Origin of the sequence: Streptomyces sp. XM4193 (genome assembly GCF_023072595.1) — a bacterium.
In the GTDB taxonomy this organism is placed as follows: domain Bacteria; phylum Actinomycetota; class Actinomycetes; order Streptomycetales; family Streptomycetaceae; genus Streptomyces.
Window position 1 is genome coordinate 171048 of the sequence record NZ_JALLGK010000008.1, and the last position, 14899, is coordinate 185946.

The 14899-nt window shown below is 69.8% G+C and carries 9 protein-coding genes and 1 pseudogene; 7 read left to right on the forward strand and 3 right to left on the reverse strand.

The genetic code is table 11. The features are described from left to right. Window positions 1-80: 80 nt before the first annotated feature. Entirely contained in the window at window positions 81-1070 is a 990-nt protein-coding gene (locus tag MTQ01_RS20365; protein ID WP_247492141.1) for a diacylglycerol kinase family protein, read from the reverse strand. Then, on the reverse strand, window positions 1067-2695 hold the full coding sequence (locus MTQ01_RS20370) for an FAD-binding oxidoreductase (RefSeq protein ID WP_247492142.1): 1629 nt from the start codon (window positions 2693-2695) through the stop codon (window positions 1067-1069). The genes MTQ01_RS20365 and MTQ01_RS20370 overlap by 4 nt, the downstream gene beginning before the upstream one ends. Before the next feature lie 203 nt (window positions 2696-2898). Here MTQ01_RS20370 and MTQ01_RS20375 point away from each other — a divergent pair, with 203 nt between their 5' ends. Then, window positions 2899-3669, forward strand: a complete 771-nt coding sequence (locus tag MTQ01_RS20375) for a TetR/AcrR family transcriptional regulator (protein ID WP_247492143.1) — start codon at window positions 2899-2901, stop codon at window positions 3667-3669. Continuing rightward, window positions 3666-5219, forward strand: coding sequence for a glycerol-3-phosphate dehydrogenase/oxidase (locus MTQ01_RS20380; protein ID WP_247492144.1), 1554 nt, complete (start codon window positions 3666-3668; stop codon window positions 5217-5219). Before MTQ01_RS20375 ends, MTQ01_RS20380 begins: the two co-directional genes overlap by 4 nt. 16 nt (window positions 5220-5235) lie before the next feature. Here the strand turns inward: MTQ01_RS20380 and MTQ01_RS20385 are convergent. Then, window positions 5236-6064, reverse strand: a pseudogene (locus tag MTQ01_RS20385) (IS5 family transposase); the annotation flags it as partial. 237 nt (window positions 6065-6301) lie between these two features. Here MTQ01_RS20385 and MTQ01_RS20390 point away from each other — a divergent pair. The 5 genes from MTQ01_RS20390 to MTQ01_RS20410 all read left to right on the forward strand — a co-directional run bounded on the left by MTQ01_RS20390 (window position 6302) and on the right by MTQ01_RS20410 (window position 14851). Beyond that, window positions 6302-8935, forward strand: a complete 2634-nt coding sequence (locus MTQ01_RS20390) for an NACHT domain-containing NTPase (RefSeq protein ID WP_247492145.1) — start codon at window positions 6302-6304, stop codon at window positions 8933-8935. Between the two features lie 348 nt (window positions 8936-9283). Continuing rightward, complete coding sequence (locus MTQ01_RS20395; protein WP_247492146.1) at window positions 9284-10333, forward strand: DUF3048 domain-containing protein; 1050 nt, start codon at window positions 9284-9286, stop codon at window positions 10331-10333. A gap of 215 nt (window positions 10334-10548) precedes the next feature. Next, complete coding sequence (locus tag MTQ01_RS20400) at window positions 10549-12441, forward strand: ABC transporter ATP-binding protein (RefSeq protein ID WP_247492147.1); 1893 nt, start codon at window positions 10549-10551, stop codon at window positions 12439-12441. A 190-nt stretch (window positions 12442-12631) separates the two neighbouring features. Next, window positions 12632-13663 carry a rod shape-determining protein gene (locus tag MTQ01_RS20405; protein WP_247492150.1) on the forward strand — a complete coding sequence of 344 codons (1032 nt, stop codon included), beginning with the start codon at window positions 12632-12634 and terminating at the stop codon, window positions 13661-13663. A gap of 297 nt (window positions 13664-13960) precedes the next feature. After that, window positions 13961-14851, forward strand: a complete 891-nt coding sequence (locus MTQ01_RS20410) for a family 16 glycosylhydrolase (RefSeq protein ID WP_247492151.1) — start codon at window positions 13961-13963, stop codon at window positions 14849-14851. The last annotated feature ends 48 nt before the right edge of the window (window positions 14852-14899 follow it).

Here is a 14899-nt window from a genome sequence, read left to right on the forward strand (position 1 = left end):
CCCCGATCCCGTACGGGTGCTGGCCACAGGTACGGCGGCGGGGCTGCTCCCACCGCCGCCGTGTCTGCGCCGGCTCGCCGTCAACTCCCCTCGGGCACCAGGCAGTTGAGCGCTCCGGGACGGATGGTGACCTCGGCCGGAAGGGTGGTGACCTCGTCCCCGTCCACACAGACCGGGACCGGGCGGTCGGCGTCGATGGTGACGGTCCGCACCCGCTCCACGGTCACCTCGGGCCGGTCGACGTGGGTGCCGTCCTTGACCTTGTTCATGAACCGAACCACCTGGCGCCGGGGGCCGTCGCCGACCGTCAGCAGGTCCAGTTCCCCGTCGTCCGGCACGGCGGAGGGGACGATCCGCAGACCGTGGCCGTACGCACCGGAGTTGGCGACGATCACGGTGTGCCCGGTGAGGCGACGGGTCTCGCCGTCGACCACCAGCTCGTAGCGCACCGCACGCCACTTCATGATGGCGCGCACCGGAGCGAGCCGATAGAGCAGCAGCCCCGGCATCCAGCGGTTGTCGTTGATGATGCGGGTGGCCATCGAGTCGATGCCGACGTAGACGTTGCCGGGCGCGATCACGCCGTTGACCTCGGCCACGTCCAGCGCCGTGGGCGCGCTGCGCAGCAGCAGCTCGGCGAGCGCCGCCGCCTCCCGGGGCACCCCGAGCGCCTTGGCCAGGTCGTTTCCGCGTCCGGCCGGGGCGATGGCCAGCACGCCGCCCGAGGCGACCACGCCCTCGGCCGCGTCGCGCACCAGGCCGTCCCCGCCGACCGCGACGACGATGTGCCCCTGCGCCGCGGCCCGTTCGGCACGCTCCACCGCGTCCTCGCGGCCGGTGGTGCGCACCGAGTGGACGGTGGCACCGGCGGCGCTCAGACGCCCGGCGACGGGCTGCCAGTACTGCCAGGCGGTGCCGCCGCCGGAGATCGGGTTGACGAGCGCGGTGAACGTGCGCGCGGCACCGGCGGCTCCGTCCGCGCCCGCACCGCTGCCCGCTCCCGGGCCCGTACCGCTGCCCGCGCGCGTACCACTGCCCGGACCGTCGGGGCCGGTGTCGGCCGGGCTCATGCGCCGGCCTCCGGGTGCTCCGGGGCGATCAGCACACCGGGGTTGAGGATGCCGGTCGGGTCCAGCGCCTGCTTGGCCGCGCGCAGCGTCTCCACCGCCAGCGGGCCGATCTCCTGGCGGTAGCTGTCCCGGTGGTCGGTGCCCACGCCGTGGTGGTGGGTGATCGCCGCGCCGGACGCGCGGATCGCGTCGTTGGCGGCGGTCTTGGCGGTGCGCCACTGCCCGACCGGGTCCTCCGCCTGGGCGCAGGCGACGGTGAAGTAGAGCGAGGCGCCCGTCTCGTAGACGTGCGAGATGTGGCAGAGCACCAGCGGCGGAGTGCCCTGGTCGGTGAGCGCCGTGGTCAGCGCCTGGGTGACGGCGGCGCGCAGCGCGTGCAGGTTCGACCAGAAGGTGACGGTCTCCAGCGTCTCGATCAGGACCCCGGCCTCCAGCAGCGGGTCGCGGTAGTAGGGAGCACGGAAACGTCCGGTGCGCCACGCCTCGCCGCCCTCGGTGCCCTCCGGCACGCCGCCCGCGGCGCGCAGCACGGCGGTGGCGCCGGCTCGGCGGGACTCGACCTCCGCCGCCGCGCCCTCGTACCCGGTGACGGCCAGGCAGCCGCCGGGACCACCGCCGTTGAGCGCGGAGGGGTCGGCGAGGTTGATGGAGGTCTCCGCCTCGTCGGACAGGCGCAGCACGGTGGGCACCGGGCCGTCCTGGACGAGTCGGCGCAGCGCCTCGGCGCCGGCCTCGAAGGTCTCAAACCGCCAGGTCTCGAAGACGCGGACCGCGGGCGCGGGACGCACCCGCACCGTCACCGAGGTGATGACGCCGAGCGCCCCCTCGGAGCCGAGCACCAGCTGCCGGAGGTCGGGTCCGGCGGCGGACTTGGGGGCGGTGCCCAGCTCGACGGTTCCGCGCGGGGTGGCCAGCGTGAGGCCGACCACCATCTCGTCGAAGCGTCCGTAGCCGGCGGAGGACTGGCCGGCCGAACGGGCCGCCGCGTAGCCGCCGATGCTCGCGCCCTCGTAGGACTGCGGGAAGTGACCCAGCGTCAGATTCCGTTCACGCAGGGCCTTTTCGGCCGTCACGCCGCGCATGCCCGCCTGGAACGTGGCGGTGCGGGAGATCTCGTCGACGGCCACCACCGCGTCCAACCGGCCCATGTCCAGGGCGAGTACGCCGTGGAAGCCGTCGCGCGCGGGGGCGAGCCCGCCGACAACGGAGGTGCCGCCGGAGTACGGGACGACGGCGACGTGGTGCTCGGCGCACGCGGCGAGCAGAGCGACGACCTCCTCGTGGCTGCCGGGCAGCGCGACCGCGTCCGGGGCGTCGGAGGCGTCGCCGGAACGCAGCCGCAGCAGGTCGGGGGTGGACCAGCCGCGGGTGTGGCCGACCCGCGCCTCACCGTCGTACCGCACGTACTGGGCACCTACGGCCACCTCCAGCGCGGCCCGCGCGCCGTCGGTGAGCACGATCTCCGGCAGCCGCGCGTCGGCCGGTTCGACCGGCTCGCGTGCGGGCGCCTGCACGCCGAAGGCGGCCAGCGCCTCGTGCACCGCGTCGGACAGCTCCGCGGGGTGTGCCGGGTCGCCCCAGCGGTACGGGTGGAAGTCCACGACGGGGAGGTCTGACTCAGTCATCTGGCGGTCCCTGGTTTCCTGCTCGGCGGGCACGCGGCCTGCTCGGTGCGATGGCGGTACGGACGTACGGGTGGAACGGACGTACGGGTGGAACGGGTGCTCCGCGGCTTCACGGACGCGGCCCCGGGGCACCTGCGCCAACCCCGCGGCCGGGGGCCGGAGGCCCGGCACCCGGGAACGTCGCTGATACACTTCTACATGTGATGTCGCAGCGAAGCAACGGGGCGGACACTTCGCCCACCCACCCCAAGCCGGCCAACGCCATCCCCGAGGAGCAGATCCTCGACGCGGCGTACGAGCTGCTGCTCGCGATCGGCATGCAGCGGATGACCATGGCCGACATCGCCCGGTACGCGGGCGTCTCGCGGGCCACGCTGTACCGCCGCTGGGGCGGCGTGCGCGAGGTGGTCGGCGCACTGATCACCCGCGAGTGGGCCGCGCTGAGCCAGGACGTCACGACCCGGGTCGAGGCACAGCCGCCGGAGCCCGCGAACGGCGCCAGGAGCCTCCTGGTCGCCACCGTCGTCGAGATGGCACGGCGGATCAGGACGCACCCGATCCTGCGCAAGATCGTCGACCTGGATCCGGACTTCCTCCTCCCGTACCTCCTGCGCCGCCGCGGAACCAGCACCAACGAGCAGCTGGAGCTCCTGGAGGGCGGGCTGAGGGCCGGGATGGACGACGGTTCGGTGCGCACCGGCGACCCGGGACTGCTCGCCCGCTCGGTACTCCTGGCCACCTGGTCCTTCACTCTCACCGCTCCCGCGCTGGTCGACGCCCCGGACGGCACCGGAGCCGAACTGGACCGGCTCGACGCCGAGTTGACGCTGATGCTGGACCGCTACCTCTCCCCCGCGACCCCGCCCACCACCGCCGGCACCACCGACCCGGCCACAACTCTCACCGGACCCCCGACCGAGACCCCGCCCGCAGTCCCGCCCGCCGCCCCGACGCAAGGGAGCAACGAGTCGTGACCACCGCCCGTCCGCACTCCGCCGACCTCAACTCCGCGCGCCGCAGCCGGGAATGGTCCGAACTGCCCACCACCGAACCGGTCGACCTGCTGGTCGTCGGAGGCGGCGTGACGGGTGCCGGCATCGCTCTGGACGCCGCCTCGCGCGGACTGTCGGTCGTCCTCGCCGAGAAGCACGACCTCGCCTTCGGCACCAGCCGCTGGAGCTCCAAGCTGGTGCACGGCGGGCTGCGCTATCTGGCCTCCGGCAGCGTGGGAATCGCCCACGAGAGCGCGGTCGAGCGCGGTGTGCTGATCGAGCACACCGCCCCGCACCTGGTCCGCGCGCTTCCGCAGGTGATGCCGCTGCTGCCCGGTGTCAGCCGGCCGAACGCGGCGCTGGTGCGGGCCGGCTTCCTCGCCGGTGACGCGCTGCGGATCGCCGCCCGCACCTCCGCCACCAGCCTGCCGCGCTCGCGACGGCTGCCGGCCGAGCGGGTGCTGGAGTACGCCCCCGGGGTCGCGCGGTCGGGTCTGCGCGGCGGGCTGGCGTTCTGGGACGGCCAACTCTCCGACGACGTACGGCTGGTGGTCGCCCTCGCACGTACCGCGGCAGCGTACGGCGCCCGGGTGCTGACCCGCTGCGCCGCCACCGACGTCACCGGCGGCGGCGCGGTGCTGCGCGACGAACTCACCGGCGGGACTGCGCAGTTGAACGCGCGCACGGTGATCAACGCGGCCGGTGTCTGGGCCGGAAAGGTCGCCCCCGAGATCGGACTGCGGCCGAGCCGGGGCGCCCATCTGGTCTTCTCCCAGGAGGTGTTCGGCCCGCTGACCGCCGGACTCACGGTCCCGGTGCCGGGCGAGACGAACCGCTTCGTCTTCGCGCTGCCCGCGCCCGAGCGCCGGGTGTACGTCGGGCTCACCGACGAGGAGGCGCCCGGCGAGATCCCGGACGTACCGCACGCCACCGACGGCGAGATCGACTTCCTGCTGGCCACCCTCAACACCGCCCTGCACCAACCGCTCGGCCGCGAGGACCTGCTGGGCACCTTCGCGGGGCTGCGCCCCCTGCTGGACAGCGGTTCGGGCCGTACCGCCGATGTCTCGCGCAAGCACGCCGTGATCACCGGCCGGGACGGGCTGGTGTCCGTGGTGGGCGGCAAGCTGACCACCTACCGGCGGATGGCCGAGGACGCCCTGGACGCGGCCCTCGCCCGGGCGGAGCGGGCGGGCCGCCCCCTCGCGGCCGGGCCCTGTCGCACCCGCCGACTGCCGCTGGTCGGAGCGGCCGACCGACCGACGCTCGCACGGGTCGCCGCGCCCCCGCGGCTGGTGGGCCGGTACGGCGTGGAGGCCGTCGACGTACTGGCGGAGGCCGAGGGCGAGCCGGAGCTGCTGCGGCCGGTCGCGGACGACGTGGAGACGATCGGCGCGGAGCTGCGGTACGCGGTGCGCCGCGAGGGCGCGCTGGACGTGTCCGACCTGCTGGACCGCCGTACCCGCGTCGGCCTCGGCGCGACGGCCCGCTCCCGGGCGGAGCAGCTCGCCCGCGAACTCCTGGGCCGTTAGAAGTTGTCTTCAAATGTCGCGCCCACATCAGGAGCGAGGCGAGGGTGACGGCTGCTTGGTAGGACTCGGCGGTCTTGTCGTAGCGGGTGGCGATACCGCGCCACTGCTTCAAGCGGTTGAAGCAGGTTCGACCACGTTGCGCTGCTTGTAGAGCTGCCTGTCGAAGGCTGGCGGGCGTCCGCCGAGGCTGCCGCGCCGGAACCGGTTGCGGATCTGGTCGGCCCGCTCCGGGGTGGTGTGACCGATGCCCCGCTGTCTGAGCCAGGCCCGGATGGCCCTGGAGCTGTAGCCCTTGTCGCCCAGCACGTGAGCGGGTCGGACCCGTGGCCGTCCCGCCCCGAGCCGGGGCACACGGATCGCCTCCATCACGGCGGTGAACGGGGTGCAGTCGTTGGGGTTCCCGCCGGAGACGGTGAAGGCGAGCGGACGCCCCAGGGCATCGCAGGCCAGATGGATCTTGCTGGTCAGTCCGTCCCGGGAACGTCCGAGGGCGGGCTTGCGGAGCCCCCTTTTCGGGCCCCGGCGGCGTGCTGGTGGGCGCGGACGACGGTGGAGTCGACCGACACGAGCCAGTCGATGTCCCCGGCGGCGTCCGCCTGCGCCTGGGCGGCCCGGAGCATCCGCTCGAAGGTGCCGTCCAGGGCCCACCGGCGGAAGCGGGTGTGCAGCGTGGCCCACGGGCCGTATCGCTCGGGCACATCCCGCCAAGCGGTCCCGGTACGGAACTTCCACACGATCCCGTTGAGTACGGTGCGGTCGTCCAGGCGCTTGCGGCCCCGCAACGAGGCGGGCAGCAGCGGCCGGACGAACTCCCCCTCAGCATCGGACAGTTCATGGCGACGTATCACCCGACCATGATCCACCACCCAAGATCAATTGAAGACACGACCTAGACCGCCCACAGCCTCCCCGGTCGCTGACCTGGGGACTGTCTGCCCACCGACTCCAGGAGAGGTGACACCCTGGCGAGAGAGGTTGAGATGTGAGAGCGCGATGGCCGGGAAACTCACCTTGAGGTAGGAGCCGACGCCTATGCTAACCGGGTAGGCAGATGAAGCTACCCACGGTGAGGACAACGCTCGGTGGAACCCGCAAATATTGGTGCCCGCATTGCATCGAGCGCTGTCATGCCCTTGATTAAAAAGCTCTTTCTTCCTGGAGGGCGGGGTGCCGGACTGGTCGACAAGCCTGTGCGTATGGAACATCTCGTCTCCTTCAAGGGAGAGAAACGCACGCTTACCGATAAGGACCTGCGCAAGTTGGCTGAGGAGCTTGTGGGGCGGGCTGTGAGTTCCATGGGTGCGCACGATCGATTACACGAATACGAATTTCGTGCTGTCGTGAATGCTGTTAGCCACTCACTGCGCCGAGTGGGAGATCTGGACATGGATGATGTGCAGATCGTTCGCCTGGGGTATCGTAGTCTCGCGGCTCACCTGAAAGGAAAGAGTGACGCTGCTACGAATGGATTGTCGGCCGATGCGGTCCTGCTGCACGCCAGCATCCTGGAGACTTGCTGTCTCCATATCTTGCACTTCTTTACTCAGCGATCCACATTCATCGCTCGCACACTGGTTGAGCAGAGTCAGCAGTTGGATGAACTCACTCGTAAAATTGACCAGTTGATTGCACGTACACCTTCGCCAGCCGACGCGCCTTTCGAGCAGCGTTATACGCGATATGTTGCTAAGAAGTATCGAGAATTAACTATTTTCGGCTTGGATCTTAGCGACTCGCCTGACCGCTGGCCGCTCGACGTTGCATATCTGAGCCTGAATGCGACTGCCGACTCGACAAGCGCCGTTCCTCTCCATCTTCCGGCAGAGCAGGCGCTCGCGTCGAACGATCGGGTCCTCCTTCGAGGAGTGGCGGGATCGGGAAAGACGACGTTGGTTCAATGGCTTGCAGTGTCGGCGGCAAAGAAGAAAATGCAAGAGAGCTCTCTCTACCTGCACGGCTTAGTTCCCTTCGTTCTCCCGCTGCGCACCTTGACTCGAGAAGGTAAAGGGCTACCAACTCCGGCTGAATTTCTCTCGGCGATCCGCTGCCCTCTTTCTGGTAGCGAGCCGACAGGTTGGGCTGACAGGGTGCTCTCTAGTGAGCGTGGGTTGCTACTGGTCGATGGTATCGACGAGGTTCCCGAGGACGAACGCAACGGAGCACGTGATTGGCTGCAGGACCTCATTGCAGCTTTTCCAAACAATCGATGGCTAGTTACATCCCGTCCGTCGGCGGTGCGAGGGGAGTGGCTCTCCGCTGATGGATTCACTGAGCTCGATTTGGTTCCGATGAGTCGCGATGACGTGGCTTCCTTTATTAATCGATGGCACGAGGCCGCTGGCGCCAGCGACACCTATACTCGGTCATTGCTGAAGGCGGTATGGGGCAAGCAGGACCTGGGCAGGCTTGCCACGAACCCGCTCATGTGCGGCCTGATCTGCGCTCTCCACCGTGACCGACGAGGATATCTTCCAGACGGACGCAAGGAATTGTACGATGCAGCACTTTCCATGCTGTTGTCTCGACGTGATCGGGAACGTGGAATTCAGAAACCTGGAGTGATTCGCATCGGCGAGGCGCATCAAATCCAGTTGTTGCAGAAACTTGCCTACTGGATGATCCGAAATGGTCGTTCAGAGATGAGTCGAGTCAACGCTGTCGAGTTGGTTGCTCTGGCCTTGCCAGGAATGCCGCAGGTCGCAGATCAAGCAAACGCGGAGCGTGTCTATCGCCACCTGCTGGTTCGGAGCGGTGTGATTCGAGAGCCCAGTACGGAGACTGTGGATTTCGTGCACCGCTCCTTCCAGGATTATCTAGGAGCCCGTGCAGCCGTAGAAGGAATCGACTTCGGCCTTCTCGCCAAGAACGCCCACCTGGATCAGTGGGAAGACGTTATTCGTATGTCGGTGGCCCATGCGCGCCCTAAAGAGCGAGCAGATTTTCTAGAAACTCTGATCGATTTCGGCGATCAACGCGCGGGAGACGCCCAGCGGCTACATTTGCTGGCCGCAGCCTGCCTCGAACACGCTACAGAATTGGACCCGGCGATTCGAAGTGCAGTGCAGCAGCGAGCTGCGGCACTGATCCCTCCTCGGTCGAGAGAACAGGCACGCGCGCTGTCTGAGGTCGGGCCGTTTGTTCTGGAACTGCTGCCAGGCCCTCAGGGTCTTTCTGATGATGAAGCGTTTTATACCGTTGTCTGCGCAGTTCGTATCGGGACTGACGCCGCAATTTCTGTGCTTTCTCAGTACCGCCACCTCTTCGACATGCGCGTAAAGACCGAACTAGTTCACGCCTGGAGTCGCTTCGACACCAGGCGGTATGCAGAAGCGGTCATCTCCCACTTGAACGGAGACGATCTGTATTTTCCCGTATCTAACGCAGAAGAATTGCACGCACTGGGGCAACTAGGTGGCAGATCGCACGTTCAGGCCGCCGGTACCTTTTCGATGGACGATTTTAATAGAGCAGGCGATGCTAAATTGCTGACGCACTTGCGGCTAAGTCCTGAGCGCGGCGACACGTTGGACTGGATCGCTGGCCTTCGTCGTCTACGCACTGTCGTCCTCGACAGTGCGTACTCCCAAGTGGATGTCAGCCCGTTGGCCAAATCGAAGTCGCTGCGAGCTATCCGAATCCAACACGGATTGACTCTTGTAGGCGCCGACCTGTTGCCGTCGCACGTGAGAATCGTGTCGGACGAGCTTGATGCGTGACGCCTGCGGCTTACATTGCAACTCTACTCAGGCAGTCTCGGCCTCAAAGAGACACGGCTTCTTGACCTCTGCTGGAGTGCAACAGGGCTGCCCGCGGCGGGGCTAGAACCTGCCGACTCCCGGGACCGCACGCGCCCGAAACCGCACGCGCCCGGACCGTCCGCTCCGTCGCGGGCGGGTCCGGCGGCGCTTGTCGCGCCGCCCGACCGGTGTCCGACGCGCACCGCCCGGATCGGGTGACGCCCACGGCGCGGACGGCGGTGCCGGTGCAACACGGGCGGCCCCGCGCGGTACGTCTGCCTCGGTAGCCCCGTACGCGCCCGCGTACCGTCTCGGAAGGCAACCGGCATGGCAGCTCCTCCCACCGGGTTCGGCAACCGGCACCGCTCTCCCGCGCCCACGGCACGCACCGCGAGGGCCGGCGCCGCGACCTCCCCGCGTCCCCGCCCGCGCTCCGCGGTGCTCGCGCTCGCACTGGCCCTCGTCGGCTCGCTCGCCCTCGCCGGAAGCTCCTCGGCGGACGGGTCGGCCGACACGGCCGCGCTGCGGTCCCCCTCCCCCTACACCGGCGAGTCCGCCCTTCCGGCGCCGGTGCTCGCGCTCAAGGTCGACAACTCCGCCCGCGCCCGGCCCCATGTCGGCCTGGAACGGGCCGACATGGTCTACGTGGAGAAGGTCGAGGCCGGGATGAGCCGGCTGATGGCCGTCTACGCGAGCGAGCAGGCCCCGGTGGCCGGGCCGGTGCGCAGCGCCCGGGAGTCGGATCTGGAGCTGCTGCGGCAGTTCGGACGGCCCGCGCTGGCGTACTCCGGCGTGCAGAAGAAGCTGCAGCCGCACATCGAGCGGGCGCCGCTGTACCCCGTACCGCAGGAGAAGAACCGGGACGCCTACTTCCGCGACCAGGACCGTCCCTCGCCGCACAACCTGTTCATGGAGTCCGAGAAGGTGCTGGCCCTCGCGCCGCGGGCGAGTCTGAGCCGGGACATCGGACTGCGCTTCGGTCCGGCTCCCGCGGGCGGACGACCGGCCCGGCAGGCGAGCGTCAGCTACGACGCGGCGAAGACCTCCTTCGAGTGGTCCTCGAAGCAGCGGCGCTGGCTCGCCTCCTTCGACGGTGAACCGGCGATGAGCGCCTCGGGTGCACGGCTGGGCGGACGGACGGTGGTGATCCAGCGGGTGACGATGCGCGATTCGGACTTCGGCGACTCCACCGGCGCGATCACCCCGTACATCGAGACCGTCGGCGAGGGCACCGCCACGGTGCTGCGCAACGGCCGGGCGTACGAGACGCGCTGGAAGCGGGCGACGCCGCAGTCCGGCACGGTGTACCGGCTGGCCGACGGCAGCCGGATGCCGTTCGCCACCGGCCAGACCTGGGTGGTGTACGCCGACCGCTGAGCCCCGCGGGCGGGCGCCCGGGCCGCACCCCGTACCCGGCACCCGGCACCCGGCACCCGGCACCCGCCCGCACCGGCCCACGGCACCGCACCACGCCCGCACCGCCCCGCACACCCGCACCGGCCCGCACGCAGCACCGACCCGAAAACGGCTTGACTTAAAGCTTCCTTCAACTTCTATCGTCGTGGCATCAACGACGACCGAAGGTGGCAGTCATGTCGATGGAGATGTCCGCGTGGAGCTCGCTCTACAACGCGAACCACGCGCTGGAGGACCAACGCCCGTTCTCCCGCGCCGCGTTGCGGCGCATCGGGCGGTTCGCCGCGCCGCATCGACGGCAGATCGGGCTCTTCCTGGTCTTCAGCACGATCACCGCGATGCTCGCGGTCGCCACCCCGCTGCTGGCCGGACGCGTCGTCAACGCGATCACCGGCTCCGAGGAGCAGCGGGTGGTGGTGCTCGTCGCCTCGCTGATCGCGCTGATCGCGGTGGCCGAGGCGGGGTTCGGGCTGCTGACGCGGTGGCTGTCGGCGCGCATCGGCGAGGGGCTGATCCTCGATCTGCGGACGGCCGTCTACGACCATGTGCAGCGCATGCCGATCGCCTTCTTCACCCGGACCCGCACCGGGGCTCTGGTGAGCCGGCTGAACAACGACGTGATCGGCGCGCAGCGCGCCTTCAGCGACACCCTCTCCGGTGTGGTCGGCAACATCGTCACGGTGCTGCTGACCCTGGTCGTGATGCTTCAACTCTCGTGGCAGATCACCCTGTTGTCGCTGGTGCTGCTGCCCGCCTTCGTGGTGCCGGCACGACGCATGGGCGCCCGCCTGGCACAGCTCAGCCGCGAGGCCGCCGATCACAACTCGACCATGAGCACCCAGATGACCGAGCGCTTCAGCGCCCCCGGCGCCACCCTGGTGAAGCTCTTCGGCCGCCCCCGCGAGGAGTCCCGCGAGTTCGCCGCGCGCGCCGGACGGGTACGGGACATCGGGGTGCGCCGCGCGATGCTCCAGATGTACTTCGTGACCGCGCTGACGCTGATGTCCGCCCTGGCGCTGGCGCTGGTGTACGGGCTCGGCGGCTGGTTCGCCCTGAACGGCACGCTCGCCGCGGGCACGGTGGTCTCGCTGGCGATGCTGCTGACCAGGCTGTACGCCCCGCTGACCGAACTGGCCGGCGCACGGGTGGAGGTGATGAGCGCCTTCGTCAGCTTCCAGCGGGTCTTCGAGGTGCTGGACCTCAAGCCGCTGATCGAGGAGCACGAGCACGCCGAGCCGGTGCGGGAGGGCCCGGTCTCGGTCGAGTTCGACGCGGTCGGCTTCGCCTACCCGTCCGCGGACCAGGTCTCGCTCGCCTCCCTGGAGGAGGTCGCGACGCTGGACAGCAGGGGCGGCGAGCAGGTGCTCTTCGACATCGACTTCCGCGCGGAACCGGGTGAGTTGGTGGCGCTGGTCGGTTCCTCGGGCGCGGGGAAGTCGACCATCGCCCAACTCGCGGCCCGCCTCTACGACACGGACAGCGGCGCCGTACGGGTCGGCGGGCGCGATGTGCGCGAGCTGACCGCGGAGTCGATGCGCCGCACCGTCGGAGTGGTGACGCAGGACGGCCACCTCTTCCACGACACGATCCGGGCGAACCTGCTGCTCGCCGCACCCGAGGAGGACGACCGGGCGCTGTGGGACGCGCTGCGCCGCGCACGGCTGGACGGGCTGATCGCCTCACTGCCGGACGGTCTGGACACGGTCGTCGGCGAACGCGGCTACCGGCTGTCGGGCGGCGAGCGCCAGCGTCTGACCATCGCCCGGCTGCTGCTGGCACAGCCGCGCGTGGTGATCCTCGACGAGGCGACCGCACATCTGGACTCGACCTCCGAGGCCGCGGTGCAGGAGGCGCTGACCGAGGCGCTGGAGGGACGCACGGCGGTGGTCATCGCACACCGGCTGTCCACCGTGCGCGAGGCGCACCAGATCCTGGTCCTGGAGCAGGGTCGGATCGTCGAACGCGGCACCCACGAGGAGCTGTTGGCGCTGGACGGCCGGTACGGGGAGCTGTACGCGACCCAGTTCGCGGGAGCACCGCCGGTACCCGCACCCGCCCTGGAGCGCTGACCCGCCGCACCTCGTCCCGCCCCGCACCGACCCGTCCCGCTCTCCCTCCCCGCCCCCCGTCCCGCCCCTGCTCCGCGCCACGCCGACCGGCGTCCGCGGGCCCCCCGTCCGGCCCAGCTGAGCGGGCAGGCGGGGCGGGGCCGCCGGACGATGAGACCTACCGATCGACGTCGTCCGCGGGGAGACCGCCGTGTATCTCAGCCCAGACCAACTGCGCCGCTGCACCGTCGCTGTCGACCTCGGCGCGTCCAGGACGAGGATCCACCTCAAGGGTGCGGGGCTCGTCGTGGACGAGCCGTCCATCGTCGCCGTGAACGTGATGTCCGGCGCGCTGATCGCCGTCGGTACGCCGGCCGAGCGGATGTCCGGCCGCACCCCCGCGCACATCCGGGTCGTGCGCCCGATCAGCCACGGCACGGTCGTGGACATCGTGATGGCGCAGCGCATGCTGCGGGCGATGGTCGGCGAGAAGACCGTGCGGTCCTGGCGGCTCAACCCCCGGCTGCGCACCGCGGTCTGCGTACCGCACGAGGCCGACCCGCTGGCCCAGCGCGCCGCGATCGAGACGCTGACCGGGGTGGGTGCCAGACGCGTGCTGCTGGTGGACACGCTCATCGCGGCGGGCATCGGGTGCGGGCTCCCGGTGGAGGAGCCGGAGGCGACCCTGATCGTGCTGTGCGGCGCGGCGGCCACCCAGGTGGCGGTGCTGTCGATGGGTTCGATCGTCGCCGCCGCGAAGGTGCCGGTCGGCGGGGAGACCATCGAGCAGGCGATCATCCAGCATCTGCGGAACCACCACGAGCTGGTGCTGCCCAGTCAGTCGGTCCGTGCGCTGCGGCTCGACGTGGCGACCGGTGGCCTGAACTCGCCGCTGGGAACGGTCGTGCACGGAAGGGACGTGGCGACGGGCCTCGGACGGAAGGTGCAGATCGACCCGGCCGAGGTGCGCGAGGTGATGGCCACTCCGCTGACCTCGCTAGTGGACGCGATCCGCAGCGTGCTGCACCGCTGCCCGCCCGACCTCGTGGCCGACCTCGCCGACCGCGGTGTGATGCTGGCCGGCGGCAGCGCGCTGCTGCCGGGGCTCGACGAGCGGCTGCGCCAGGCGACGCACATGCCGGTGCGCATCGCCGAGGACCCGTCGACCGCGGCCGTCAACGGTCTCGCCGCGCTGATCGAGGGCAGGGTCAAGCCGTTGAACCTGGACGCCATGGCTCTCTGAACCGACCGGTCGAGCCGGACCCGCGGAACGCCCGTCACCGCCGCCGAGCGGAGGCGGGCGTTCCGCGTGCGCAGGTCAACCGGCCTTTGCGTCGCCCGCGTTCAAGCCTTGGAGTCGACGGCGGCCGACGGAGCCGAAATCCCGCCCCGAACAAGCCCGTGCGCAGGTTATTGACGTGCTCTCCTCAAAGCAGTTAACTCACAGGGCCGGCAAAGGTCCGTACCTTCATGGATCGCGCGAGCCGTACGCGAGACGGCTCTCCCCCGCGTTCCCCCCACCACACACGAGGTCACCGACATGCCCGTTTCGCTCACCCCACGCAAACGAAGGAAGCGCTCCACGGCGCTGGTCACCGGCGGCATCGCCGCCGCGCTGTGCTGGTCGCTGCTCGGCTCCGCGGGCCCGGCCGCGGGCGAGACCGAGCCGAAGGCCGACGCCAAGCCGATGGAGGTGCTCTTCGAGGACCAGTTCGACGGCGCCGCCGGCTCGGCGGTGGACGGCTCCAAGTGGCAGCTGGAGACCGGCGACAACGTCCACAACCAGGAGCGCCAGTACTACACCGGCGGCACCGACAACGCCGCGCTCGACGGCAACGGCAACCTCGTCATCACCGCGCGCAAGGAGAACCCGGGCAACTACCAGTGCTGGTACGGCACTTGTGACTACACCTCGGCCCGCCTGAACACCTCGGGCAAGTTCTCCGCCCAGTACGGCAAGGTCGAGGCGCGCATCAAGGTCCCGCGCGGCCAGGGCATGTGGCCGGCGTTCTGGATGCTCGGCGACCGCTTCAGCGAGATCGACTGGCCGTACTGCGGCGAGATCGACATCATGGAGAACGTCGGATTCGAGCCGTCCACCGTCCACGGCACCCTGCACGGGCCCGGCTACTCGGGCGGCGAGGGCATCGGTTCCAGCTACACCCTGCCCGACGGCCAGCAGTTCGCCGACGACTTCCACACCTTCGCCATCGACTGGGCGCCCGACAAGATCGAGTGGTCGGTCGACGGGAACGTCTTCCAGACCCGCACCCCGGCCGATCTGAACGGCAAGGAGTGGGTGTACAACCAGGGGTTCTTCATGATCCTGAACCTCGCCGTCGGTGGCCTGTGGCCGGGTGACCCCGACGACTCGACGCCGCTCCCGCAGGAGCTGGTGGTCGACTACGTGCGGGTCAGCGGCTCGGAGTAGTCCGCCTCGGACAGGTTCGGAGGACAGTGCCTCCGGGGGCCACAGCGA

Coding starts and splice junctions, on each gene's coding strand:
- MTQ01_RS20365 (WP_247492141.1), bottom strand. CDS start 1,070: ATGAGCCCGGCCGACACCGGCCCCGACGGTCCGGGCAGTGGTACGCGC.
- MTQ01_RS20370 (WP_247492142.1), bottom strand. CDS start 2,695: ATGACTGAGTCAGACCTCCCCGTCGTGGACTTCCACCCGTACCGCTGG.
- MTQ01_RS20375 (WP_247492143.1), top strand. CDS start 2,899: ATGTCGCAGCGAAGCAACGGGGCGGACACTTCGCCCACCCACCCCAAG.
- MTQ01_RS20395 (WP_247492146.1), top strand. CDS start 9,284: ATGGCAGCTCCTCCCACCGGGTTCGGCAACCGGCACCGCTCTCCCGCG.
- MTQ01_RS20400 (WP_247492147.1), top strand. CDS start 10,549: ATGTCGATGGAGATGTCCGCGTGGAGCTCGCTCTACAACGCGAACCAC.
- MTQ01_RS20410 (WP_247492151.1), top strand. CDS start 13,961: ATGCCCGTTTCGCTCACCCCACGCAAACGAAGGAAGCGCTCCACGGCG.